Annotated in this window: 19 protein-coding genes and 1 tRNA gene; 10 read left to right on the forward strand and 10 right to left on the reverse strand. The window is 73.6% G+C overall.

The features are described from left to right. Position 1: 1 nt before the first annotated feature. The 6 genes from ABD979_RS05630 to ABD979_RS05655 all read right to left on the reverse strand — a co-directional run bounded on the left by ABD979_RS05630 (position 2) and on the right by ABD979_RS05655 (position 7782). Positions 2-1171 (reverse strand): acetate/propionate family kinase, encoded by a 1170-nt coding sequence (locus ABD979_RS05630; RefSeq protein ID WP_345506469.1) that lies wholly within the window; start codon positions 1169-1171, stop codon positions 2-4. Further along, entirely contained in the window at positions 1164-3269 is a 2106-nt protein-coding gene (gene pta, locus ABD979_RS05635; protein WP_345506470.1) for a phosphate acetyltransferase, read from the reverse strand. The genes ABD979_RS05630 and pta overlap by 8 nt, the downstream gene beginning before the upstream one ends. Before the next feature lie 197 nt (positions 3270-3466). Next, positions 3467-3542: transfer RNA gene (locus ABD979_RS05640), tRNA-Ala, on the reverse strand. A 52-nt stretch (positions 3543-3594) separates the two neighbouring features. Then, the gene (locus tag ABD979_RS05645; RefSeq protein WP_345506471.1) at positions 3595-4989 is read right to left on the reverse strand and encodes an MFS transporter; all 1395 of its coding nucleotides are present in this window, start codon (positions 4987-4989) and stop codon (positions 3595-3597) included. A 207-nt stretch (positions 4990-5196) separates the two neighbouring features. Then, positions 5197-6792, reverse strand: coding sequence for a dolichyl-phosphate-mannose--protein mannosyltransferase (locus tag ABD979_RS05650; protein ID WP_345506472.1), 1596 nt, complete (start codon positions 6790-6792; stop codon positions 5197-5199). A gap of 141 nt (positions 6793-6933) precedes the next feature. Then, positions 6934-7782 (reverse strand): CPBP family intramembrane glutamic endopeptidase, encoded by an 849-nt coding sequence (locus ABD979_RS05655; RefSeq protein ID WP_345506473.1) that lies wholly within the window; start codon positions 7780-7782, stop codon positions 6934-6936. Positions 7783-7824: 42 nt separating this feature from the next. Between ABD979_RS05655 and ABD979_RS05660 the strand changes: the two genes are divergently transcribed. Both ABD979_RS05660 and ABD979_RS05665 read left to right on the forward strand, forming a co-directional pair. After that, complete coding sequence (locus ABD979_RS05660) at positions 7825-8577, forward strand: dienelactone hydrolase family protein (protein WP_345506474.1); 753 nt, start codon at positions 7825-7827, stop codon at positions 8575-8577. A gap of 56 nt (positions 8578-8633) precedes the next feature. Beyond that, on the forward strand, positions 8634-9014 hold the full coding sequence (locus ABD979_RS05665) for a GatB/YqeY domain-containing protein (protein ID WP_345506475.1): 381 nt from the start codon (positions 8634-8636) through the stop codon (positions 9012-9014). Positions 9015-9392: 378 nt separating this feature from the next. Here ABD979_RS05665 and ABD979_RS05670 read toward each other — a convergent pair whose 3' ends face one another. Then, on the reverse strand, positions 9393-9995 hold the full coding sequence (locus tag ABD979_RS05670; RefSeq protein ID WP_345506476.1) for a DinB family protein: 603 nt from the start codon (positions 9993-9995) through the stop codon (positions 9393-9395). Between the two features lie 42 nt (positions 9996-10037). Further along, positions 10038-10640, reverse strand: coding sequence for a DinB family protein (locus tag ABD979_RS05675; protein WP_345506477.1), 603 nt, complete (start codon positions 10638-10640; stop codon positions 10038-10040). 61 nt (positions 10641-10701) lie between these two features. Here ABD979_RS05675 and ABD979_RS05680 point away from each other — a divergent pair, with 61 nt between their 5' ends. After that, positions 10702-11682, forward strand: a complete 981-nt coding sequence (locus tag ABD979_RS05680) for a helix-turn-helix transcriptional regulator (RefSeq protein WP_345506478.1) — start codon at positions 10702-10704, stop codon at positions 11680-11682. Between the two features lie 178 nt (positions 11683-11860). Here the strand turns inward: ABD979_RS05680 and ppc are convergent, their stop codons facing one another. Further along, entirely contained in the window at positions 11861-14707 is a 2847-nt protein-coding gene (gene ppc / locus ABD979_RS05685; protein ID WP_345506479.1) for a phosphoenolpyruvate carboxylase, read from the reverse strand. 147 nt (positions 14708-14854) lie between these two features. After that, a complete protein-coding gene (locus ABD979_RS05690; protein WP_345506480.1) occupies positions 14855-15931 on the reverse strand; it encodes a S1C family serine protease in 1077 nt (358 codons plus the stop codon). A 121-nt stretch (positions 15932-16052) separates the two neighbouring features. Here ABD979_RS05690 and rsmI point away from each other — a divergent pair, with 121 nt between their 5' ends. The 7 genes from rsmI (at position 16053) to ABD979_RS05725 (ending at position 23717) form a co-directional block, all read left to right on the forward strand. Then, on the forward strand, positions 16053-16883 hold the full coding sequence (gene rsmI / locus ABD979_RS05695; RefSeq protein WP_345506481.1) for a 16S rRNA (cytidine(1402)-2'-O)-methyltransferase: 831 nt from the start codon (positions 16053-16055) through the stop codon (positions 16881-16883). A 173-nt stretch (positions 16884-17056) separates the two neighbouring features. Continuing rightward, positions 17057-17482 (forward strand): OsmC family protein, encoded by a 426-nt coding sequence (locus ABD979_RS05700; RefSeq protein ID WP_345506482.1) that lies wholly within the window; start codon positions 17057-17059, stop codon positions 17480-17482. Between the two features lie 144 nt (positions 17483-17626). After that, positions 17627-19444 (forward strand): methionine--tRNA ligase, encoded by a 1818-nt coding sequence (gene metG, locus ABD979_RS05705; protein WP_345506483.1) that lies wholly within the window; start codon positions 17627-17629, stop codon positions 19442-19444. Continuing rightward, entirely contained in the window at positions 19441-20322 is an 882-nt protein-coding gene (locus tag ABD979_RS05710) for a TatD family hydrolase (RefSeq protein WP_345506484.1), read from the forward strand. Before metG ends, ABD979_RS05710 begins: the two co-directional genes overlap by 4 nt. Before the next feature lie 184 nt (positions 20323-20506). Then, positions 20507-21661, forward strand: coding sequence for a resuscitation-promoting factor (locus ABD979_RS05715; RefSeq protein ID WP_345506485.1), 1155 nt, complete (start codon positions 20507-20509; stop codon positions 21659-21661). 160 nt (positions 21662-21821) lie between these two features. After that, entirely contained in the window at positions 21822-22769 is a 948-nt protein-coding gene (gene rsmA / locus ABD979_RS05720) for a 16S rRNA (adenine(1518)-N(6)/adenine(1519)-N(6))-dimethyltransferase RsmA (protein WP_345506486.1), read from the forward strand. A 9-nt stretch (positions 22770-22778) separates the two neighbouring features. Next, the gene (locus ABD979_RS05725) at positions 22779-23717 is read left to right on the forward strand and encodes a 4-(cytidine 5'-diphospho)-2-C-methyl-D-erythritol kinase (RefSeq protein ID WP_345506487.1); all 939 of its coding nucleotides are present in this window, start codon (positions 22779-22781) and stop codon (positions 23715-23717) included. Positions 23718-23742 lie beyond the last annotated feature (25 nt).

Below are 23742 nucleotides of genomic sequence, written 5' to 3' on the forward strand. Positions count from 1 at the left end.
CTCAGCCGACGAGCTGCGCCGTCTGCCGCGCGATGGCGAGCTCCTCGTTCGTCGGCACGACCGCGACGACGACGCGCGCGCCGTCGGGGGAGATGACGCGGGCCGCGGTCGACCGGGCCGCGTTGCGCGCCCGGTCGACCGTGATGCCGAGCTCTTCGAGACCCTCCGTGACGGCGGCGCGCAGCGAGACGCTGTTCTCGCCCACCCCGGCGGTGAAGACGAGGGCGTCGATCCCGCCGAGCACCGCGAGGTAGGCGCCGACGTAGTGCTTGAGCCGGTGCACGGCCACGTCGAAGGCGAGACGCGCGTCGGTGTCGCCCGCGGCCAGCCGCTGCTCGAGCTCGCGGAAGTCGTTGACGCCGCTCAGGCCGAGCAGGCCCGAGCGCTTGTTGAGCACCGTGTCGATCTCGTCGAGAGAGAGCCCGGCCTCGCGGGCGAGGTAGGCGTGCAGCCCGGGGTCGACGTCGCCCGAGCGGGTGCCCATGACGAGGCCCTCGAGCGGGGTGAGCCCCATCGAGGTGTCGACGGCGACCCCGCCGCGCACGGCCGAGGCGGAGCAGCCGTTGCCGAGGTGGAGCACGACCTGCCGCAGCTGCTCGAGCGGACGGCCGAGCAGGTCGGCCGTGGCCCGGGAGACGAACTCGTGCGAGGTGCCGTGGAAGCCGTAGCGGCGGATCGCGTGCCGGCGCGCGAGGTCGCGGGGCACGGCATACGTCGACGCAGCCTCGGGCAGCGAGGCGAAGAAGGCGGTGTCGAAGACCGCGACGTGGGGCACGCCGAACCGGGCGCGCGCGGCCTCGATGCCGACGGCGGCGGCCGGGTTGTGGAGCGGCGCGAGCCCGCTCAGCTCGTGCACGCGCGCCAGCACGCCGTCGTCGATGACGACCGGTGCGGAGAAGTCGGGGCCGCCGTGCACGACCCGGTGCCCGACGGCCCGGAGGCGCACGTCGTCGAGGTCGACGCCGTCGGTCCGCAGCCGGCCCGCCATGGCCTGCATCGCGGCGGCGTGGTCGGCGACGTCGCTGCCGGCCTCGCCGATGCGCTCGACGAGCCCCTTGGCCAGCACCGCGCCCGACTCGGGGACGACGAGCTGGTACTTCAGCGACGACGACCCGGCGTTGAGCACGAGCACCGGCGTGGTCGCGCCCTCGGCCACGTGGTCGTCAGTCACGGGAGTCCTCCGCAGCGGGGGCGCCGCCCTGCGCCTGCACGGCGGTGATGGCGACGGTGTTGACGATGTCGTCGACGAGCGCCCCGCGCGAGAGGTCGTTGACCGGCTTGCGCAGGCCCTGGAGCACCGGCCCGACCGCCACCGCGTGCGCGCTGCGCTGCACCGCCTTGTAGGTGTTGTTGCCGGTGTTGAGGTCGGGGAAGACGAAGACCGTGGCGTGGCCGGCGACGGCCGAGTCGGGCATCTTCGCCCGGCCGACGACGGGGTCGATGGCGGCGTCGTACTGGATCGGCCCGACGAGGGCGAGGTCGGGAGCGCGCTCGGCGACGAGCGCGGTCGCCTCGCGCACCTTCTCGACGTCGGCGCCGGAGCCGCTGCTGCCGGTGGAGTAGGAGAGCATCGCGACCCGCGGCTCGATGCCGAACTGCCGGGCGGTCTGGGCGGAGGACACGGCGATGTCGGCGAGCTGCTCGGACGTCGGGTCGGGGATCACGGCGCAGTCGCCGTAGACGAGCACCCGGTCGGCGAGGCACATGAGGAAGACGCTCGAGACGGTCTTGACGCCGTCGGCCGTCTTGACGAACTCGAGCGCCGGCCGGATGGTGTGCGCCGTCGTGTGCACGGCGCCCGAGACCATGCCGTCGGCGAGCCCGAGGTGGACCATCATCGTGCCGAAGTAGGAGACGTCGACGACGACCTCGCGGGCGCGCTCGAGGGTCATGCCCCTGTGGGCCCGCGCGGCGGCATACGTCTGCGCGAAGCGCTCGACGAGCTCGGGGTCGGTGGGGGAGACGACGGTGGCCGCGTCGAGGTCGAGCCCGAGGGCCGAGCCGCGCGCGCGGACCGTCGTCTCGTCGCCGAGGAGCGTGAGGTCGGCGACCCCGCGCCGCAGCAGCACGTCGGCCGCCTCGAGGATGCGGTCGTCCTGGCTCTCCGGGAGCACGATGTGCCGACGGTCCGAGCGGGCCCGCTCCATGAGCTGGAACTCGAACATCAGCGGGGTGCGCACCTCGCTCGCCGACACGTCGACGGCCCGGAGCAGCGCCGCCTGGTCGACGCTCTCGGCGAAGAGCCGGCGGGCCGTCTCGATCTTGTTGCGCGAGCCCTTCGTCATCGGCCCGCGCACCTGCATGAGGCGCTCGGCGGTGCGGAACGTGCCGTCGTCGGTCAGCGCGATGGGGAGGTCCTGCTGCACGCCGGCCGAGAGGCGCGAGATCGTCTCGGGGATGGGGTAGCCGCCCGTGAGGATGATGCCGGCGAGCGTCGGGAACGTGCCGGACTGGTGTGCGAGGAGCAGGCCGGGGATGAGGTCGGTGCGGTCGCTCGGGGCGATGACGGTGACGTCGGGCGTCAGCCGGGCGAGCACGTTGGGCAGGCTCATGGCCGCCACGACGAGCCCGAGGCTGTCACGCTCCATCCACGCCTCGCTGCCGAGCACGAGCTCGGCGCCGATCGCGTCGGCGAGCGCCCGGAAGCTCGGCGCCGACAGGAGCGGGTGCTCGGGCATCGCGGCCGTGACCGGGAAGGGGAGCGTGGCGAGGGCCGTGCGGACGGCGTCGAGGTCGTCGGGCTCGACCCGGTTGGCGACGACGGCCACCGGCTGCGCGTGCTGGGCCCGCAGCTCGGCGATGGCGCCCTCGGCGGCCACGCGCACCTGCTCGGGGGTGCGCTCGCGGCCGTGCACGACGAGCACGACGGCCGAGCCGAGGTTGGCCGCGACGCGCGCGTTGAACGACAGCTCCGTGCCGGTGGAGACGTCGGTGTAGTCCGAGCCGAGCACGAGCACGACGTCGAACCGCGCGCTCAGGGCCGAGAAGCGCTCGACGATGACGTGCAGCGCCTCGTCGGGGTCGTCGTGCGCCTGGGCGTACGTGACGCCGAGGGCCTCCTCGTAGGTCTGCTCGACGCCGGGCTGGCTGACGAGCATCAGGGCGATGTGGTCGACCTCCTCGCCCGAGCCGGTGCCGCCGAGGGTCGTCAGCGGCCGGTAGACCCCGACCGAGCCGACCTCGCGCAGGAGGGCGTCGAGCAGCCCGAGGGCGACGGCGGACTTGCCCGTCAGGCCCTCCGGCGAGGCGACGTAGACGCTGCGGCTCACGGCACGAACCTAGCGGTCGCGCGGCCCGGCGGGCAGGGGCGCCCACGACCGGACGGCCGCCGGACCCCCGCCGTCGCCGTCGTCGAGGCGACGAGGGAGTTCTGTCGGCGCCAGGTGCCGACAGACCTCCACCGTCGGGCCACCGACCCCGTCGACGACGAAGGGACCCGGCGAGCCGCCGGGTCCCTTCGTCGTGCTGGTGGAGCTGAGGGGATTCGAACCCCTGACCTTCTCATTGCGAACGAGACGCGCTACCAACTGCGCCACAGCCCCAAGGTGCGAAGGAACGATAACACCACGCCGGGCGGCATACGCAATCGGCCCGTCAGCGGCGGGCGTCGGCGGGCTCGAGCTCCTCGGCCGCCTCGGGGCGGCCGTCGCGGGTGGCCTGCTCGCGGTCGAGATGAGTGGCCTCGCGCCGGCCGCCGAGCGCGAAGACGTAGACGACGAGCGAGGCCGCGATGGTGACCGTCACGTAGATCGCGAAGGTGCCGACCGCGTCGTTCTTCTTGGCCGCCTCGTACAGCAGCGGCGCGGTGCCGCCGAAGAGGGAGTTGCCGACCGCGTAGCCGAAGCCGACGCCGAGCGCCCGCACGTGCGCGGGGAACAGCTCCGCCTTCACGACGGCGTTGATCGAGGTGTAGCCGGTGAGCACGACGTAGGCCGCCACGAGCAGCCCGAAGCTGGCCCACGGGCTGCGCACGTCGGGCAGCGTGGTGATGAAGACGTAGCTGAGGAGCAGGCCGCCGATGCCGAAGAAGATGAGCAGCGGCTTGCGGCCGACCCGGTCGCTGATCGCCCCGCCGACCGGCTGGAGCAGCATGAGCACGACGAGGGCGGCGAGGTTGACCCACGTCGCGGTCATGCCCTGGCCGGCATACGCCGCCTTGACGGTGGTCGGCCCGTTGACGCTGTAGGTGTAGAAGGCGAGCGTGCCGCCGATCGTCACGAGGAAGCACGTCGTCAGCTGGCGCGGGTAGCGCTTCACGAGCTCGCCCATCGAGCCGGACCGGCCGGACTCGTGCGCGGCACCGCGCTGCAGCGACTCGTCCATCGACGAGCGCAGCCACAGCACGACCACCGCCGCGACGGCGCCGAAGCCGAAGGCGATGCGCCACCCGTAGTCGCTGATCTGCTCGTCGGTGAGCACCGCCTGCTGGAGCAGGAGCATGCACTGCGCGAGCACGTGCCCGCCGACGAGGGTGACGTACTGGAACGACGAGAAGAAGCCACGCCGCTCGGGGGTCGCGGCCTCCGACATGTAGGTCGCCGACGTGCCGTACTCGCCGCCCGTCGCGAAGCCCTGGACGAGGCGGCAGAGCACGAGCACGACGACCGCCCAGCTGCCGATGGACGAGGCGGTCGGCGCGACGGCGATGGCGAGCGAGGCGAGGGCCATCAGGCTGACGCTCGCGACGAGGGCGGGCCGACGGCCGTGCCGGTCGGCGAACCGGCCGAAGAACCACGAGCCGATGGGGCGCATGAGGAAGGTGACGGCGAAGATCGCCATCGTGTAGATCCCGGCGTTCGGCTCGTCCCCGCCGAAGAAGTGGGCCTCGAAGTACTTCGCGAAGACGGTGTAGACGTAGACGTCGTACCACTCGACGAGGTTGCCGAGCGAGCCGCGGATCGTGTTGAGCACGGCTCGTCGGGTCGACACGGGGTTCGTCCCGGCCGGGGTGGCCGTAGCGGCTGCGGCGCCGTTCGCCGGGTGGTCCATGGGTGGTCTCCTCTACGTCGCGGTCGCGCGGGACGGGACCGCTGGCCGGCCCGAGGCGCCCGTCGACCGTACGGGCGTGGCCGCGCCGATGGTGGCTTGGGCCCCGGCTCTTGACCAAGACTTTGCGTACCGCCGGCCGGCAGCCGCCGGTCGCCGGTCGCCGGCCGGCGGAACCGGGCGCGCGGGTGATGCGGGCCGGGCGGGGCCTCAGACCCAGCTGGGGAACCACATCCGGCGCTGCCACTCCTGCAGCGGGATGACGTCGGCGACGTAGACCGGGTGGAAGAAGGCGAAGAGCCCCATGGAGAGCAGGACGAAGGCGCCGAGCACGGCGTAGCCGACGCGGCGGCGGGTCGGCGAGGCGTCCCGGCCGCCGATGATGAGGCCGAGCACGTAGACGCAGGCCAGCACCACCCACGGCACGAGGGCGACCTCGTAGAAGGAGTAGATGGTCCGGTTGCCGAGGAGGAACCACGGCAGGTAGCCGGCGAAGAGCCCGCAGAGGATCGCCCCGGCCCGCCAGTCGCGGCGGAGGGCCCACATGAAGAGGAGCACGAAGATCGCGAGGGTGCCGCCCCACCAGATCGAGAGCGTGCCGATCGAGGTGATCGCCCGGCTGCACTGGTCGACGAGGCAGCCGTCCGCGCCCTTCTTCGGCCCCTCGTAGAAGAACGAGGTGGGCCGTCCCTGGATGAGCCACGACCACGGGTTGGTCTGGTACGGGTGCGAGCTCGTGATCGCCTGCGTCGAGGCGTACATCTGCTGGTGGTACGCCCACAGCGAGCGCCACCAGTCCGGCAGCCACGCGTGCGTGGTCTCGGGGTTGTTGCGCGCCCACGTGCGGAACGAGCCGCCCTGGGTGAGGATCCAGCCGGTCCAGCTCGCCACGTACGTGACGAGTGCGGTGCCGACGAGCTGGACGAAGGCATACGGCCCGTCCTTGACGACGCCGCCGACGGCCCAGCCGCGCACCCCTGCGGCCCGCCGCGCGCCGAGGTCCCAGAGCACGGTCAGCAGGCCGAAGAAGACGAGGAAGTAGAGGCCCGACCACTTCGTGCCGGCCGACAGGCCGAGCATCACCCCCGCGACCCAGCGCCAGGGTCGCCAGCCGAGCCACGGGCCGAGCCAGGCGACGGCCGCCCGCGGGCGGTCACCGACGCGGCGCGCCAGCACCTCGCGGGCCCGGTCGCGGTCGATGAGCAGGGCGCCGAACCCGGCGAGGCCGAAGAACATGACGAAGATGTCGAGCAGGCCGGTGCGCGAGTGCACGAAGTGGTGGCCCTCGAACGCGAGGAGCGCGGCGGCGGCCGTGCCGAGCAGGTCGCTGCGGAAGAGCCGGCGCGCGATGCGCCCGAGCATGAAGATCGAGATGGTGCCGGCGAGGGCGACGGCGAAGCGCCAGCCGAACGAGTTGAGGATGCCGAAGGGCGCCTCGCCCCACCCGATCAGCCACTTGCCGACGGGCGGGTGCACGACGAAGTCGCCCTCGGTGCCGTAGATCATCGGGTCGTTCGCCGTGAAGTGCTGGTCGACCTGCTTGGCGTCCTGCAGCACCTGGTCGTTCTTCATCTCGAACCAGTAGAGGACCATCGACCAGCCCTGCTTGACGTAGTACGTCTCGTCGAAGATCAGCTGGTGGGGCGCGCCGACGTGCCAGAACCGCATGAAGCCGCCGACGAGCATGAAGAAGAGCGGCCCGGCCCAGCCGAGCCACGCGATGCGGCCGGCGGTGCGCCGGGTGGGGCGGTGGTCGTCGGCCGGGTCCCCGAGCAGGCGGACGCGCACCTGCCGGGCGGAGTTCATGGGCGCCATCGTATGCAGTCCGGCTGGGTGCGCCGGACGGCCCACCGGGCGCGTCGCGGGCGCGTCGTGGACGCGCCGCCGAGCGCCGCCGTGGGCTCGTCGTGGGCTCGTCGTGGGGTCGGTGGTCGGGCGGAGGGGCGTCTAGAGCGAGACGCCGCGGGCGCGCAGCACGGAGTAGCCGACGAAGGCGACGATGTCGAGGATCGAGTGGCAGACGACGAGCGGCATGACGCGACGGGTGCGCACGAAGACGAGGCCGAGCACGAGGCCCATGACGATGTTGCCGGCGAAGCCTCCGAAGCCCTGGTAGAGGTGGTAGCTGCCGCGGATGACGGCGGACACGCCGATGACGAGCGGCCAGGACCAGCCCGTCTGGCGCCACCGCGTGAAGAGGTAGCCGACCATGACGACCTCCTCGAGGAGGGCGTTCTCGATGGCTGCGAGGACGAGCACGGGCGCCGACCACCACACCGCCTCGAGGTTTGCGGCGGAGACCTGGGTGTTGATGCCGATGGCCTTGGCGAGCAGGTAGAAGCCGAGACCCGGGATGCCGATGAGCGCGGCGAGCCCGAGGCCGCGCAGCAGGTCGCGGCGCGGCTCGCGGCGGTCGAGCCCGACGACGTGGCGGGCGGGCACGTCGCCGGCCGGTCGCCGCACGTGGTTCAGCAGGTAGAGCGCGAGGGCGACCGCCGTCAGGGGCAGCACGATGCCGGCGAGCTGGTAGGCGAGGTCGAGCCACGGGCGACCCGGCGTCGCGGACTGGTTCATGGCGGTCGTCTGCTGCGAGAGCGGGACCGGCCGGGTCAGCTTCTCGATGATGCTGAGCACGGCGTAGACGGCCGAGGCCCCGAGGCTGACCCCGAGCACGAGCACCGTCTCCCAGCGCAGGGCCCGGCGGGGCGCGCCGGGGCCGACGGGCAGCGGGTCGCGCTCGGAGGGCGCGAGCAGGCCGGTGAACCGGCCACCGGCCGCGGTCGCGGAGGTCGACATGACGTCAGCGTAGCGACAGGCCCGCGGCGTACCGTCGGGCTCATGGCGCCGCTCGAGGACTGGCAGCGCGGCACGCACGCCGCCGACGGCTTCGCCTACCCCACGTACCGGCGGGGGACGGGGCCCGGCGTCGTCGTCATGCACGAGAGCCCGGGCCTGACCCACGAGGTGGTCGCCTTCGGCGAGGAGCTCGTCGCGGCCGGCTTCACCGTCGTCCTGCCGCACTTCTTCGGCGGCGCCGACGAGGACCCGCGCCGGCTCGAGGCCGCCCGGGTGCTGCCCCGGCTCTGCGTCGGGCGGGAGTTCACGGTCGTGGCCACCGGTCGCACGACGCCGGTCGCGGGCTGGCTGCGCAGCCTCGCCCGGCAGCTGCACGCCGACGTCGGCGGGGTCGGGGTCGGCGCCGTCGGGATGTGCTTCACCGGCGGGTTCGCGCTCGCGATGATGGTCGACCCGGTCGTGGCCGCCCCCGTCGTCGCCCAGCCGGCCGTGCCCGTGCCGCTCGGGCCGCGGCGGGCGGCCGACATCGGCCTCGGCACCGACGACCTGCTCGCGGTGCAGGACCGGGTGCGCGCCGGTTGCCCGGTGCTCGGCGTGCGCTACCGCGCGGACTGGTCGACGGGGACGCGCTTCGAGACCCTCGCCGAGGTGCTGGGTGACGGCTTCCGTCGGGTCGAGCTCGACGGGCCCGGGCACGCGACGCTCACCGCCGAGCGCCACCCCGACGCGGTCGAGGCCGTCGTCGCCTTCCTCACCGAACGCCTCGGCCCCACGTCCTTCTCCCCCTCGCCCTGAGCCCGACGGGGAGAAAGCAGTGGAGCGCGCGGTCGGGGGCGGCATACGGTCGCGGCATGGACTCCCCGCTCCGCACCGCCCTGCGCTCCCGGCTGACGACGGCGATGCGCGCCCGCGACCGCGAGGCGGTCAGCGTGCTGCGCACCGCGGTGGCCGCCATCGAGAACGCCGAGGCGGTGCCGGTGGGGGAGGCGCCGGTGCCCGCCACCTCCGGCGACGGCGCGGGCGCGGCCCTCGGGCTGGGCGCGGGGGAGACGCGCCGGCGCACGCTCGACGACGCGGCCGAGCGCTCCGTGGTCGAGGCCGAGGTGCGCTCGCTCGTCGAGGCGCAGCAGCTGTATGCCGGCACCGGGGACCGTGACCGCGCCCAGCGGGCGGCCGCCGGAGTCGCCCTGCTCGAGGGCGTCCTCGCCGAGCTCCCGACCGGCAGGTCGTGACGCCGGTGTCCACAGGACCGGTGGACAACGTGTGCACGACTGGCCTTCTGCCTGTGCAGAACCGGCGCCGGGCTGTGGACGACACGCCGCCCGCCTGTGGACCTTGGAGAAGTTCTGCGAAACCCGTGACGGCGACTGCTGCAGGGGCGTAGAACTGTCTCACGCCCTCCCCTCGGGGAGAGCGGGACGACTCGCAGAGCGAGGGTCCATCCGGTGGGGCGACCCACCGCGGCAGCCGGGTGACGAGGCGGCCGGGACCCGAGACGGCGAGGAGTCGATCGGGAGCGTCACCATCGACCGATCACCCAGAAGGGCCCTTGAGACTCATACTCCCAAGGGCCCTTCGCCCGTCCCGGGACGAGTGCGCAGGACGTCGCTTCAGGCCGTCGCCGCGGGGCGCCAGGGCGTGAGCCACGGGGTCTCCGGCCAGCCCTCCCGGGCGGCGAGCAGCGCGTACGTCGTCGCGCCGTCGACGGACTCGCGGACGATGTCGGCGTGCCCGGCGTGGCGGGCCAGCTCCTCCACGAGGTGCATGGCGACCCAGCGCACCGACCACGCCTCGACGTCGTGGGGGAACCACGGCGCGTCGCGCGGCACCGGCACCGCGGCACCGAGGTCGGCCGTGCGCAGCACCTCGCGCGTCACGTCGCCCTGCGCGGCGAGTCCCGCGAGGAGCGACTCCAGGGTGTCGTCGTCGGTGACGCGGAAGTCGTCGCCCCAGGCCGCGGTCTGCTCCTCCATCGTCTGGTCGGGCGGAGCCGGCGCCTCGGGGGCGGCGGCCATCCGCTCGGTCCACCCGCGCTCGCACGTCGTCACGTGCTTGACGAGGCCGCCGATGCTGAGCGTGCCGGCGGTCGGCGCGAGGCGGATCTGCTCCTCGGTGAGGCCGAAGGCGACGGTGGCGAAGGCGTCGCGCTGCTGGTCGAGGTAGGCGATGAGGCTCTCGCGCTCGTCGGCGACGGGCGGGACGTGTGCTGCCATGGTGGGCTCGCTCTCTGCTGGGGTGGGGCTGGTGGGCTGCGGTCAGGCGTCGTCGCGGTGCGCGTAGAGGTCGCGCAGCAGCGCGATCTCGGCGCCGTGGTGGATCAGCTCGCGGTTGATGTGGAGCACCAGGGTGGCGCGGGAGGCGTCGGCCCACGGGCCCTCCGCGGCGCCGCACGGCTGCGCGAGCTCGTCCGCGCCCCAGCCGTGCACGCCGTCGAACCAGGCGGCATACGCGGTGTCGAGCTGGGCGAGCGCGGCGTCGGCGGTGCCGGCGTAGTCGAAGGTGAGGTAGTCGACCTCCGGGCCGCCGAAGTGGCCGTGCACGCGCATGCCGAGCACCCCGACGATGACGTGCGCGAGCCGCCAGGCGATCGTCGTGACGGGCGCCGGTGCGGGCTCGGGGTGGGCGAAGTCGATGGTGAGCGCGCCGCTACCTCCCTGCAGCTCGGTGTTGCCCTGGCCGCGGGGGTGCACGTTCCACGCGCCGGGGGTCGGCTCCCAGAGGTACTCCGCGTCGGTCAGCCCCTCGAGGCGCGGCCGCAGCTGGTGCGTCCAGTGCCAGGTGGCCTGCTCGGTGAGGGTGGTGGCCCAGTCGATCGAGGCCGGTGTCGAGGTGGGTGTCGAGGTGGGTGTCGAGGTCATGGCTCCACCCTGCTCCCCATATAGGACAGTTTCTGTCCGCAGAGCGTGGCAGGCTGGACCCATGACCCCGGGTGACGGCGCCGGCACGACCGCCCGCGTGCTGCGACTGCTCGACCTGCTGCAGAGTCGACCGGTGTGGAGCGGCACCGAGCTCGCCGTGCGGCTCGGGGTGACGACGCGCAGCGTACGCCGCGACGTCGAGCGCCTCCGCGACCTCGGCTACCCCGTCAACGCCGCGCACGGCGCCGGTGGCGGCTACCAGCTCGGCGCCGGGCGCCGGCTCCCACCGCTGCTGCTCGACGACACCGAGGCGGTGGCGGTCGCGGTGTGCCTGCGCCTCGCCGCAGGCGGCACGGTCGAGGGCCTCGGCGAGGCCGCGGTGCGCACGCTCGCCAAGCTCGACCAGGTGCTGCCGGGCCGGCTGCGCGCCCAGGTCGAGGCCATCCACGAGGCGACCGTCACGCTCGACAGCAACGCGACGCCGGTCGACGCCGCCACGCTCCTGCTCCTCGCCCGCGCCTGCCGCGAGAACGAGCGCGTCACGTTCACGTATGCCGGTCCGCGGGGGTCACGCGAACGCCGCGTCGAGCCCTACCGGCTCGTCGCCACGGGACGCCGCTGGTACCTGCTCGCCTACGACCTCGACCGCGACGACTGGCGCACCTTCCGGCTCGACCGGATCGCCGACGCCTCCGCACGCGGCTGGCGCTTCACCCCCCGTCCGGACGCCCCCGACGCGGCCCAGCACGTGCACCGCTCCATCACGAGCGGTGGCTACGACCACGTCGCCCGCGTCCGCATCCATGCCCCGAAGGAGCTGGTGGACAAGGAGATTCCCGTCTCGGTCGGCACCGTGACGGCGGACGGCGCCGACGCGTGCACCTTCGAGGCCGGCGGCAACCACCTCGGCGCCATGGCGATGCACCTCGGTGCCCTGCCGTGGGAGATCGACGTGCTCGACCCGCCGGAGCTACGCGACGTCATGCGCGAGCAGGGCGAACGGATGCTCCGCGCGGCGTCGACCGGCGACGCCCAGCCCTGACCCGCCCGCCCGAACTGCGCCGTGGCGCAGTTGCAGCCGGGTTCGGGCTCGGTTCGGGGCTGGAACCGCGCCGTGGCGCAGTTCCAGCCGGGTTCGGGCCCGGTTCGGGGCTGCAACCGCGCCGTGGCGCAGTTGCAGCCGGGCCAGATCCGCCCCGGCTCGGCGGGGGTGTGGCCGGTCAGCCGGTGTTGCGCAGGCCGGCGGCGATGCCGTTGATCGTCAGCAGGAGCGCGCGCTGCACCTCGGGGTCGGGCTCGACGTCGTCGGGCACGGCGCGCGACCGCGCGAGCAGCGAGGTCTGCAGCGCGTGGAGCGGGGCGAGGTAGCTGTCGCGCAGGTCCAGGGTGCGCCGCAGCACGGGCGCCGACTCGAGCAGCTCCTTCTGGCCGGTCACCCGCAGCACCTCCTCGACGGTGCGGGCGTGCTCCTCGCGGATGGTGTCGAACAGCCCGGACGCGTCGTCGGGCACGAGCGCGCGCACGTAGCCGGCGGCGATGTCGAGGTCGGTCTTGGCGAGGGTCATCTGCACGTTCGACAGGAAGGTGCGGAAGAACGCCCACGAGCCGTACATCTCGCGCAGCGTCTTCTCGCGCCCGTCCTCGCGGGCGGCGGCCAGGCCCGAGCCGACGCCGAACCAACCCGGCAGGATGATCCGCGACTGCGTCCAGCCGAAGACCCACGGGATGGCGCGCAGGTCGTCGAGGCCGCCCTCGCCGCCCGGCCGCTTCGACGGGCGTGAGCCGATGTTCATCTTGCCGAGCTCGTCGACGGGCGTCGCCGAGACGAAGAACGGCACGAGGCTCGGGTCGCGCACGAGAGACCGGTAGGCGTCCTGGCCGCGGCCGGCGACGAGGTCCATCGTGCCGTTCCAACCGTCGAGGACGTCCTTGGGCAGCAACGACTTCCGGTGCAGCACCGACGCCTCGAGGACCGCCGCGAGTGCGACCTCGAGGTTGAACCGGGCGAGGCCCGGCAGGGTGTACTTGTCGCTGATGACCTCGCCCTGCTCGGTGATCTTGATCGGGCCGTCGAGGCTTCCGTAGGGCTGGGAGAGGATCGCCTCGCCGGTGGGGCCGCCACCCCGGCCGACCGAGCCGCCGCGACCGTGGAAGAGCCGGAGCACGACGCCGTGGGCCCGCGCGATGTCGCGCAGCGCGCGCTGTGCCCGGTGGATCTGCCACTGCGACGCGGCGATCCCCGCGTCCTTCGAGGAGTCGGAGTAGCCGAGCATGATCTCCTGCACGTCGCCGCGCGCCGCGACGATGCGGCGGTACGACGGGTCGGAGAGCAGCGCCTCGAGCAGCGGGCCGGCCGCCTCGAGCTCGGCCACCGTCTCGAAGAGCGGGGCGAAGCCGATGCGTGCCGTGGCCTCCGTCGTCTCGGTGCCGAACGTCACGAGCCCGGCCTCGCGGGCGAGCACGACGACGGCGAAGAGGTCGTCGACGTCGTGGGTCATCGACACGATGTAGGTCTCGATCGCCTCGGGCCCGTAGGTGTCGAGTGCCCGGCCGATGGCGCCGAGCAGCGAGAGCGACGCGGTGGCCGCCTCGCCCACGTCGTGCGCCCCGTGGACGGCCAGCCCGGTGAGCGGCCGTCGCGCCGCCATCTCCTTGGACAGCAGGGCGATCCGCTCGGGAGCGTCGAGCTCCGCGTAGGGCGTGGGCAGCTCGCCGATGCGGTCGTAGAGCTCGCCGAGCGCGGCGTGGTGCTTGGCGCTGTGCTCGCGGATGTCGAGGGTGGCGAGGCCGGTGCCGGTAGCAACGACGGACCGGACGAGGCGCAGGATCGCGCCGTCGGCGGTCAGCCGGTCGCCGCCGGCGATCATCGAGTCGCGGATGAGCACGAGGTCGGCGAGCAGCTCGTCGAAGCTCGCGTAGTCGCGGCCGGGCTCGTGCGCCGTGCCGTGGGTGAGGCGGTCGCGGGTGCGCAGCAGGCGCACCCGGATGAAGCTGAGCTTGAGGCGGTAGGGCTCCTCGGCGTTGAGACGGCGCACGGCGGCATACGTGACGGGCAGCGCGGCGGCGTCCCGCTCGATGCTCTCGCGCATCGCGTCGGTCACCGCGATGAACCGGGTCGACGACGAGAGCTCGTGCAGCATGTGGTCGAGCTTCTCGACGAGCTCCGCGAGACCGGCGTCGTGCTGCATGCCGATGACCTCGAGGGTGACGGCGGGCGTGACGTTGGGGTTGCCGTCGCGGTCGCCGCCGGCCCACGCGCCGAAGCGCAGCGGGCGCGCCGACGTCGGCAACGTGACCCCGATGCCCTCGAGGGTGCGGTCGAGCTCGGCGAGCAGGTCGGGCACCACCTGGTCGGCGAGGAAGCGCAGGGTGTGCAGGGCGGTGCGGGCCTCGTCGGTCGGCTCGGGCCGCACGATGCGCAGCTCGTCGGTCTGCCACAGCATGTCGACCAGCTCGGCGAGGCGTCGCTCCGCGCGCGGGCCGTCGGATGCCGGCCGGCGGGGGTCCTCGAGCTCGTCGACGGTGACGGCGATGCGGCGCAGCAGGTTGAGCACGGTGCGCCGGGTGGCCTCGGTCGGGTGCGCCGTGAAGACCGGTCGGTACTCCAGCCGCGCGAGCACGTCGTCGAGCTCGTGGCGCTCGAGGGTGCCCTCCTCCAGCGCGACGCCGATGCGCCCGACCGTCGCGGCGAGCGGGGTCTGCTCGACCGCGCTCAGCTCCTGCCACCGGTGCAGCTGCTCGGTGACGTTGACGAGCTGGAAGTAGGCCGTGAAGGCCCGCGCGAGCACGACCGCGGTGCGCGCGTCGACGCCCTCGAGCAGCGCCCGCAGCTCGTCGTCCTCGGGCTCGCGGGCGAGCGCGCGCACCTTCTCGACGAGGGCGAGCAGCTCGGCCCCCTCGTGACGTTCGAGGGCCTCGCCGAGCAGGGTGCCGAGCTGGCGCACGGAGGCCCGCAGCGCCGCGTGCTGCGAGGCCGAGGAGACGCCGGAGGCGAACGTCGCGGCGTTCGGCTCGCGCCGGTCGGCCTCGAGGAGCTGCGCGGTGGTGGCCTCGCCCTGAGTCGTCATGCACCAGTCGTACCGCGAAGAGGTTTCGAATGCGTTTCCTGTCCCATCATCGGGACACGCCCGCGAGACGCCGTCGACCCCGACGGGTGCCGTCCGCCGTCCGGTGAGGCCCCGGTGAGTGCCCGGTCAGCGCCCGATGAGGCCCGGTCAGGGCGCCGGGCCGAGGGTCACCGCCACGTCCTTCGTCTGCCCGGTCCGCCAGAGCGTGAAGGGCACGGTGTCGCCGGCCGACCGCCGCAGGGTGGCGAGCACGAGCTGGTCGACCGAGCGCGCGGGATCGCCGTCGACGGTGACGAGCACGTCGCCCGTGGCGATGCCGGCGCCCGCCGCAGGACCGTCGCGCGTGACGTCCGTGACGTAGAGGCCGGGCGGCGCGGCACCGGGCCCGGCGACGATGACGGCCTGCGCGCTGAGCCCGAGGTCGGGGTGGGCGGCCCGGCCGGTGCGGATGAGCGCGTCGGCGACGGGGATCGCCACGGTCATCGGGATGGCGAAGCCGACCCCGACGCTGCCGCCGCCGCTCACCCCGGCCTCGTTCGGCACGGTCGCGATGGCCGTGTTGACCCCGACCATCGCGCCCGTGCAGTCGACGAGCGGGCCGCCGCTGTTGCCGGGGTTGATCGAGGCGTCGGTCTGGACCGCGTCGAGGAGGTGGGCCGTCGTGCCACCGCCCTTGGGCAGCGGCACGTAGCGGCCGAGGGCGCTGACGATGCCGACCGTGACGGTGCTCGACAGGCCGAGCGGCGCGCCGAGCGCGACGACGGGCTGCCCGACCCGCAGGGCGTCGGAGTCGCCGATCCGGATGAGGGGACGGCCCTCAGCGCCGTCCGCGGCCTTGATGACCGCGAGGTCGGTGACGGTGTCGCGCCCCACGACGGTGGCCGTCGCGGTCGTGCCGTCGCCGTAGCGGACCGCCACCGACCCGCCCGGCGCCGCGGCCGAGGAGATGACGTGGTCGTTCGTCAGCACGTAGCCGCCGGCTCGCAGCAGCTCGCCCGTGCCGTTGCCCGAGCCGCCGCCCGACGCCGTGAGCACCGTGACGACGCTCGGGAGCGTCGTGGCCGCGACGTCGACGGCCGGGCAGACCCGCTCCGCGAGCGAGGCCGACGTGCGTGCCGTCGTGAGCGAGCCGATGGCGCCGCCGAGCACGGCGGCCGCGACGAGTGCGACGACGGCGCGGACCGCGGTCGGCGCGTGCGGGTGCGCGTGCGGGGGCTCGGCCACGGGATGCCCCCTCGAGGTGCCGGCTGTCACTGCGGGCGTCCTCACGGTCCCGCGCCGCGGCCCCGGACCGGCTCACCCCGCTCGGGCGAAGGTGCGCTCCCCGCACTGCGAGGATGAGCCCATGAGCACCGGCACCCTCGTCCTCGCGGCCACCCCGATCGGCGACCCGCGCGACGCCGCGCCCCGGCTCGCCGAGGAGCTCGCGACCGCCGACGTCGTGGCCGCCGAGGACACCCGGAGGCTGCGTCGGCTGCTCACCGAGCTCGGCGTGACGCCGTCGGGCTCGGTCGTCAGCTACCACGAGCACAACGAGGCCGCCCGCACCCCCGACCTCGTCGCCCGCCTCGTCGCGGGGGAGCGCGTCGTCGTCGTCACCGACGCCGGTATGCCGTCCGTGTCCGACCCGGGGTACCGCCTCGTCGCCGCCTCGGTCGAGGCCGGCGTCCGGGTGACGTGCGTGCCCGGGCCGAGCGCCGTGCTCATGGCCCTCGCGGTCTCGGGGCTGCCCGTCGACCGCTTCTGCTTCGACGGCTTCCTGCCCCGCAAGCCCGGTGAGCGCGCCCGCGTGCTCGCCGAGGTGGCGGACGAGCGACGCACCGTCGTCTTCTTCGAGGCGCCGCACCGCCTGGCGGAGACGCTCGCCGCGATGCGGGACGCGTTCGGCCCCGAGCGCCGGGCGGCGGTGTGCCGCGAGCTGACGAAGACCTACGAGGAGGTGCGCCGCGGCACCCTCGCCGAGCTCGTCGGCTGGGCCGAAGGGGGTGTCAAGGGCGAGATCACCGTCGTCGTGGCGGGGGCGGAGCGCGTGGTGCCCTCGATCGACGACGCCGTCGCCGGCATCCGGCAGCGGGTCGATGCGGGGGAGCGGCTCAAGGACGTCGCCGCCGACGTCGCCGCCCGCACCGGGCTGTCGAAGAAGGCGCTCTACGACGCCTCGCTCGCCGCCCGCTGACCCGGGCGCCCATCCTCCCGGGCGGCGCGGCGCGGACCGGCGCGGACCGGCTCGCGTCTTGCGGGGTGGAACGCCCGCTGCCCCACGGGAACACCCGGCGCGTCCGGCGTCGTTCACCTTCCGCGGGCCGGCGACCGACCGGCCGCGTCGACAGCACAGCGAAGGAGCACAGGATGGGCACCACGCGCACCGCCAGCACGCACTGGGAGGGCTCGCTCTTCGAAGGATCCGGCCAGGTCAGCCTCGAGAGCTCGGGCGTCGGCACGTTCGACGTCAACTGGCCCTCGCGCGCCGAGTCCTCGAACGGCAGGACGAGCCCCGAGGAGCTCATCGCGGCCGCGCACTCGTCGTGCTACTCGATGGCGCTGTCGAACGGGCTCGCCCAGGCCGGCACCCCGCCGACGACCCTCGACACGACGGCCGACGTGACCTTCGTGCCCGGCACGGGCATCACCGAGATCAAGCTCTCCGTCGTCGCCGACGTGCCGGGGCTCTCCGCCGAGGACTTCCAGAAGGCGGCCGAGGACGCCAAGGCGAACTGCCCCGTGAGCCAGGCCCTCAAGGCCGTGCCGATCAGCCTCGAGGCCAAGCTCGGCTGAGATACAGCACCGCTCGATGCCGGCGCCGACCCGCCCGACGGGTCGGCGCCGGCGTGCGTCCGGGCGGCGCCGGCGCAGGAGTCCACGGGGGCGTCCCCTCGCCCCCGCGGCGGCGACCACCGCGGCGCGCCTAGGATTCACGGCATGAGTCACGTCCTGTCTGCCGTCGCCTGGCCGTACACCAACGGCCCGCGCCACATCGGCCACGTCGCCGGTTTCGGTGTGCCCTCCGACGTCTTCAGCAGGTACATGCGGATGGCCGGCCACGACGTGCTCATGGTGAGCGGCACCGACGAGCACGGCACGCCGATCCTCGTGCTCGCCGAGGAGGAGGGCCTGACACCGCAGGAGCTCGTCGACAAGTACAACGCCGTCATCGCCCAGGACCTCACCGACCTCGGCCTGTCCTACGACCTCTTCACGCGCACGACGACGCGCAACCACTACGCCGTCGTGCAGGAGATGTTCCGCCAGGTGCACGCCAACGGCTACATGGTCGAGCAGACGACGCGTGGCGCGATCAGCCCGTCGACCGGGCGCACCCTGCCCGACCGCTACATCGAGGGCACCTGCCCCATCTGCAGCTTCCCCGAGGCCCGCGGCGACCAGTGCGACAACTGCGGCAACCAGCTCGACGCCGACGAGCTCATCGACCCGCGCAGCAAGATCAACGGCGAGACGCCGGAGTTCATCGAGACCCAGCACTTCTTCCTCGACCTCCCGGCGCTCGCCGCCGCCCTCGGCGAGTGGCTCGACGGGCGCGAGGCGTCGGGCACGTGGCGCCCCAACGTCATCAAGTTCAGCAAGAACCTCCTCAAGGACGTGCGCCCCCGCGCCATGACGCGCGACATCGACTGGGGCATCCCCGTCCCGCTCGAGGGCTGGGAGGACAACCCGAGCAAGCGCCTCTACGTGTGGTTCGACGCCGTCATCGGCTACCTCTCGGCCTCGATCGAGTGGGCCCGGCGGGTCGGCGACGCCGAGCGCTGGCGGGAGTGGTGGAACGACCCGTCGGCCGTGTCCTACTACTTCCAGGGCAAGGACAACATCACCTTCCACAGCCAGATCTGGCCCGCCGAGCTGCTGGCCTACTCCGGCCGGGGCGACAAGGGCGGGCAGCCGGGCGAACTCGGCGCGCTCAACCTGCCGACCGAGGTCGTCGCGAGCGAGTTCCTCACCCTCGAGGGCAAGCAGTTCAGCACGAGCCGCAAGCACGTCATCTACGTGCAGGACATCGTCGCGCGCTACGGCCCCGACCCGATCCGCTACTTCATCTGCGCAGCCGGCCCCGAGAACCAGGACGCCGACTTCAGCTGGGCCGAGTTCGTGCAGCGCAACAACAGCGAGCTCGTCGCCGGCTGGGGCAACCTCGTCAACCGCACGGCGGCCATGATCGCCAAGAGCTTCGGCGAGATCCCGCAGCCGTATGCCGTCGAGGCCGTCGACGAGGAGCTGCTCGCCACCGTGCGCGGTGCGTTCGCGACCGTCGGCGCGTCGCTCGAGCGGCACCGCCAGAAGGCCGCGCTCGCGGAGGTCATGCGCGTCGTGGGGGAGGCCAACGCCTACGTGAGCCGCACCGAGCCGTTCAAGCTCAAGGGTGACGACCAGCGTGAGCGGCTGGCCACGGTGCTGCACACGCTGGTCCAGGCCGTCTCGGACATCAACACGCTCATCTCGCCGTTCCTGCCGCACGCCGCCAACCGCGTGCACGCGGTGCTCGGCGGCGAGGGCCAGTTCATGCCGATGCCGCGCCTCGAGGTCGTGCGCGACCTCGACGACGACACCCGCAGCTACCCGGTCATCACCGGTGAGTACTCGGGGACGCCGCGCTGGGAGTCGCGCCCGGTCGTCGTCGGCACGCCGATCGCCAAGCCCTCCGGTGTCTTCGTCAAGCTCGACCCGGAACAGGTCGTCGAGGACGAGCGCGCCCGCCTCGGCGGCGCCGCGCCCGAGGACGCATGAGCCAGAAGGGTTCCGGGCCGCGCGGCCTCCCGGAGGAGCTGCCCGACCCGTTGCCGGTCGACGTCGTCGACAACCACGTCCACCTCGACATCACCCGCGAGGGCGACGAGCCGTTCGCCGTCGCCGACGCGATCGAGCGGGCCGCGGCGGTCGGGGTCACCCGGCTCGTGCAGGTCGGTTGCGACCTCGACGGCATCCGCTTCACCCTCGCCGCGATCGACGAGCACCCCGAGCTGCTGGGCGGAATCGCCTTGCACCCCAACGAAGTTCCTCGGCTCCACGCCGAGGGGCGGCTCGACGAGGCCTACGCCGAGCTCGAGCGCGGGGCGGCCCACGAGCGGGTCCGCGTGATCGGCGAGACCGGCCTCGACTACTACCGCACCGGGCCCGAGGGGATCGCCGTCCAGCAGGACGGCTTCCGCTGGCACATCGACCTCGCCAAGCGACTCGGCAAGGCGCTGCAGATCCACGACCGCGACGCCCACGCCGACGTGCTGCGCATCCTCGACGAGGAGGGGGCCCCGGAGCGCACGGTGCTGCACTGCTTCTCCGGCGACCTCGCGATGGCCCGCGAGTGCGTCGAACGCGGCTACCACCTCAGCTTCGCCGGCACCGTGACGTTCAAGAACGCCCGCGGCCTGCGCGACGCGCTGACCGCCGTGCCGCTCGACCAGCTGCTCGTCGAGACCGACGCGCCCTACCTCGCGCCGACGCCGTACCGGGGTGCGACGAACGCCTCCTACCTCGTGCCGGCCACCCTCCGGGCCATGGCCGGCGTCCTCACTGTCGACGTGCCGACGCTGTGCCGCGCGGTGTCCGAGAACAGCGAGCGGGTGTACGGCCCGTGGGGCGCGCCGCGAAGCGGACAAACCGCATAGCGCACCTCAAAAGGGCGCGTCCAGCGACACCGGTCGCCGTTACCGAAATTTGACCTTCTGTTGACCATCGGTCACTGTGGACGACTGTTGGCCGGTTGCCACCCCGCATCGACCTCCTCCCGACGGAGCGAGGAGACTCCGTCGAGAGCGCGTCGCACCCGGATCGTTCGACGTTCGGAGTGTCTTGATTTCTCGCAACGCCAAGATCGTGGCCGCCGCCGGCGCAGCCCTCGTCCTCACCGGTGGAGCCGTCGGCGCCGCCCAGCTCGACAAGTCGGTCACCGTCTCGGTGGACGGCACGTCCACGGCCGCCCACGTCTTCGGCAGCACGGTCGGTGACGTCCTGCAGAGCCAGCACGTCGACGTCCGCCCCGGCGACGTCGTCGTTCCCGCGGTCGACCAGCCCGTCCAGGACGGCGACACGGTCACCGTCCGCTACGCCCGCACGCTGACCCTCACGGTCGACGGCAAGACCCGCCAGATCCGCACGACCGAGACCACGGTCGACGGCGCCCTGCTCGCCCTCGGTGTGCGCGGCGAGGGTGCGCGCCTCTCGGCATCGCGTTCCAAGACGATCGGCCGCCAGGGCCTGGCCCTCACGGTCGTCACCCCCAAGGCCGTCACGGTGGCCCACGACGGCAAGAAGACGGTCAAGACCGTCGCCGCGGCCTCGGTCGGGGAGGCCCTGACGCAGCTCGGCGTCCGCGTCGGCGGCACCGACAAGGTGACCCCGGCCCTCTCGACGCCCCTGCGCGCCGGCCAGACGGTCGTCGTCCAGCGCGTGCGCACCAAGGACGTGACGAAGACCACCACGATCGGCTACGGCACGACGAAGAAGAAGAGCAGCGCGCTCTACACCGACCAGACCCGCGTCTCGCGCGACGGCAGGGCGGGCTCGCGCACCACGGTCGTGCGCACCACGTTCGTCGACGGCAAGGCCGTGGCGAGCAGGACGATCTCCTCCAAGGTCACCAAGGCCCCGGTCGAGCGCGTGCTGCTCGTCGGCACCAAGGACCGCCCCGCGCCGAAGCCGACCACCTCGAGCAGCTCCAGCAGCTCGAGCAGCCGCAGCTCGGGCGGCTCGAGCTCGGGTGGCGGCCTCAACCTCGCCCGCGCCGGCATGTGGGACTCCATCGCCCAGTGCGAGTCGACGGGGAACTGGCACATCAACACCGGCAACGGCTACTACGGCGGCCTGCAGTTCCTCACCTCGACGTGGCTCGGCTACGGCGGCGGCCAGTTCGCCCCCCGCGCCGACCTCGCCTCGCGCGAGGAGCAGATCACCGTGGCCAACCGGCTCTACGCCGACAACGGCACGTCGCAGTGGAGCTGCGGCTGACCGCCGGTCACACGCACGCGAGCACGGCCCCCGACCCTCTCGGTCGGGGGCCGTTCCCGTGTGCCGTGCGCCGCCCGGTCGGCGCAGCCCGCGCCCGCGTGCGGGACGGTCTGGGACGGCATACGGCGGCGGGTGCGCGCCGGGGCCATAGGGTGAACGCATGTCGAAGAAGGACCCCGCGCCGCAGGCCGACGACGCCGCGCTGCTCGGCGCCGCGCAGGTGCGCGAGCTCGCCGAGCGGCTCGAGGTGCGCCCGACCAAGCAGTGGGGGCAGAACTTCGTCGTCGACGCCAACACCGTGCGCAAGATCGTGCGCGTGGCCGGCGTCGGGCCCGACGACGTCGTCGTCGAGGTGGGTCCCGGGCTCGGGTCGCTGACCCTCGCCCTGCTACCCGTCGTGCGGCGCGTGACGGCCGTCGAGGTCGACCCCCGCCTGGCGGGGGCGCTCGAGGAGACCGTGCGCTCGCTCCAGCCCGAGAACGCGGCGAAGCTGCGGCTCGTCGCGGCCGACGCCCTCACCGTGACGAAGCTGCCCGGGCCCGACCCGACGGCGCTCGTGGCCAACCTCCCGTACAACATCTCCGTGCCGGTCGTCCTGTCGTTCCTGCAGCACTTCCCGTCGATCGAGCGGGTCCTCGTCATGGTCCAGCTCGAGGTCGCGGAGCGGCTCGCGGCGCGCCCGGGCAACAAGACCTACGGCGTGCCGAGCGTCAAGGCGGCGTGGTACGCCGACGTCGAGCTCGCCGGCAGGGTCGGGCGCAACGTCTTCTGGCCGGCGCCGAACGTCGACTCCGGCCTCGTGTCGCTCCGCCGGCGCACGCCGCCCGAGACGACGGCCTCGCGCGAGGACGTCTTCCGCTGCATCGACGCCGCCTTCCTCCAGCGCCGCAAGGCCCTGCGCGGGGCGCTCGCGTCGTGGGCCGGCTCGCCCGACCGGGCCGAGGCGGCCCTCGTCGCGGCCGGCATCGACCCGCTGACGCGCGGCGAGCAGCTCGACGTCGCGGCCTTCGCGCGGATCGCCGAGGCGCGGCCCGAGGGGCAGGTGGACACGCCGCCGCGCGCACGACGGCGGGGTCGCGAGACCCGGTCGCCCGTTCCCGGCCCCTAGGGTGGGCGCATGACTGTCGCTCCGACGCTGCCGGGTGCCGTGACCGTTCGGGTCCCGGCCAAGGTCAACCTCGAGCTGCGGGTGGGTCCCCGTCGGCCCGACGGCTACCACGCGCTCGCGACCGTCTACCAGGCCGTTTCGCTCCACGACGAGGTCTCCGTCGCGCGCTGGGACGACTGGGAGGTCGTCGCCGCCGGCCCCTACGCCGAGCGCATCCCGCTCGACGGCGACAACCTCGCCGTGCGGGCGGCGCGCCTCGTCGCCGACCGCTGGCAGGTCGACGAGCGGGTCTCGATCCGCATCGACAAGGACATCCCCGTGGCGGGCGGCATGGCGGGCGGCTCGGCCGACGCCGCGGCCACCCTCCTCGCCTGCGACCACCTCTGGGGTCTCGGCCTCGACCGCGACGAGCTGGCCGAGCTCGCCGCGTCCCTCGGCAGCGACGTCCCGTTCTCGCTCGCCGGTGGCAACGCGATGGGCTCCGGGCGCGGCGAGCAGCTCGCGCCCGTGCTCGCGCGCGGCACGTTCCACTGGGTCTTCGCGATCAGTGACACCGGCCTGTCGACGCCGCAGGTGTATGCCGAGTGCGACCGCCTGCGCGAGCGTGACGGCGTCGACGTGCCCGAGCCGCACGTGAGCGCCGAGCTCATGGCCGCGCTGCGGTCGGGGGAGCCGGCGGCGCTCGGTGCCGCCCTGCACAACGACCTCGAGCCGGCCGCCTTCTCACTGCGACCCCAGCTGCGCGAGCTGCGCGACGCCGGGGTGGAGTTCGGCGCCCTCGGTGGCGTGGTCTCCGGCTCCGGCCCGACGGTCGCGTTCCTCACCGAGAGCCACGAGGCCTCGCTCGACCTCTCCGTCTCGCTCGCCGCGTCGGACCTCTGCCGCGACCTGCGCCGCGCCAAGGGCCCGGTCCACGGCGCCCAGGTCGTCCCCGCCCCGCGCGACTGACCTGCCCCCGCTCCCGCTCGGCGAC

This window comes from Terrabacter aeriphilus (genome assembly GCF_039542985.1).
Taxonomy (GTDB): domain Bacteria; phylum Actinomycetota; class Actinomycetes; order Actinomycetales; family Dermatophilaceae; genus Terrabacter; species Terrabacter aeriphilus.

Excerpts from the sequence above, each read along its gene's own strand:
- ABD979_RS05655 (WP_345506473.1), bottom strand. The coding sequence starts at position 7,782 with ATGTCGACCTCCGCGACCGCGGCCGGTGGCCGGTTCACCGGCCTGCTC.
- ABD979_RS05680 (WP_345506478.1), top strand. The coding sequence starts at position 10,702 with ATGACCCCGGGTGACGGCGCCGGCACGACCGCCCGCGTGCTGCGACTG.
- ABD979_RS05725 (WP_345506487.1), top strand. The coding sequence starts at position 22,779 with ATGACTGTCGCTCCGACGCTGCCGGGTGCCGTGACCGTTCGGGTCCCG.
- metG (WP_345506483.1), top strand. The coding sequence starts at position 17,627 with ATGAGTCACGTCCTGTCTGCCGTCGCCTGGCCGTACACCAACGGCCCG.
- rsmA (WP_345506486.1), top strand. The coding sequence starts at position 21,822 with ATGTCGAAGAAGGACCCCGCGCCGCAGGCCGACGACGCCGCGCTGCTC.
- ABD979_RS05675 (WP_345506477.1), bottom strand. The coding sequence starts at position 10,640 with ATGACCTCGACACCCACCTCGACACCCACCTCGACACCGGCCTCGATC.
- ABD979_RS05650 (WP_345506472.1), bottom strand. The coding sequence starts at position 6,792 with ATGAACTCCGCCCGGCAGGTGCGCGTCCGCCTGCTCGGGGACCCGGCC.
- ABD979_RS05700 (WP_345506482.1), top strand. The coding sequence starts at position 17,057 with ATGGGCACCACGCGCACCGCCAGCACGCACTGGGAGGGCTCGCTCTTC.
- ABD979_RS05645 (WP_345506471.1), bottom strand. The coding sequence starts at position 4,989 with ATGGACCACCCGGCGAACGGCGCCGCAGCCGCTACGGCCACCCCGGCC.
- ppc (WP_345506479.1), bottom strand. The coding sequence starts at position 14,707 with ATGACGACTCAGGGCGAGGCCACCACCGCGCAGCTCCTCGAGGCCGAC.
- ABD979_RS05710 (WP_345506484.1), top strand. The coding sequence starts at position 19,441 with ATGAGCCAGAAGGGTTCCGGGCCGCGCGGCCTCCCGGAGGAGCTGCCC.
- rsmI (WP_345506481.1), top strand. The coding sequence starts at position 16,053 with ATGAGCACCGGCACCCTCGTCCTCGCGGCCACCCCGATCGGCGACCCG.
- ABD979_RS05670 (WP_345506476.1), bottom strand. The coding sequence starts at position 9,995 with ATGGCAGCACACGTCCCGCCCGTCGCCGACGAGCGCGAGAGCCTCATC.
- ABD979_RS05665 (WP_345506475.1), top strand. The coding sequence starts at position 8,634 with ATGGACTCCCCGCTCCGCACCGCCCTGCGCTCCCGGCTGACGACGGCG.
- ABD979_RS05660 (WP_345506474.1), top strand. The coding sequence starts at position 7,825 with ATGGCGCCGCTCGAGGACTGGCAGCGCGGCACGCACGCCGCCGACGGC.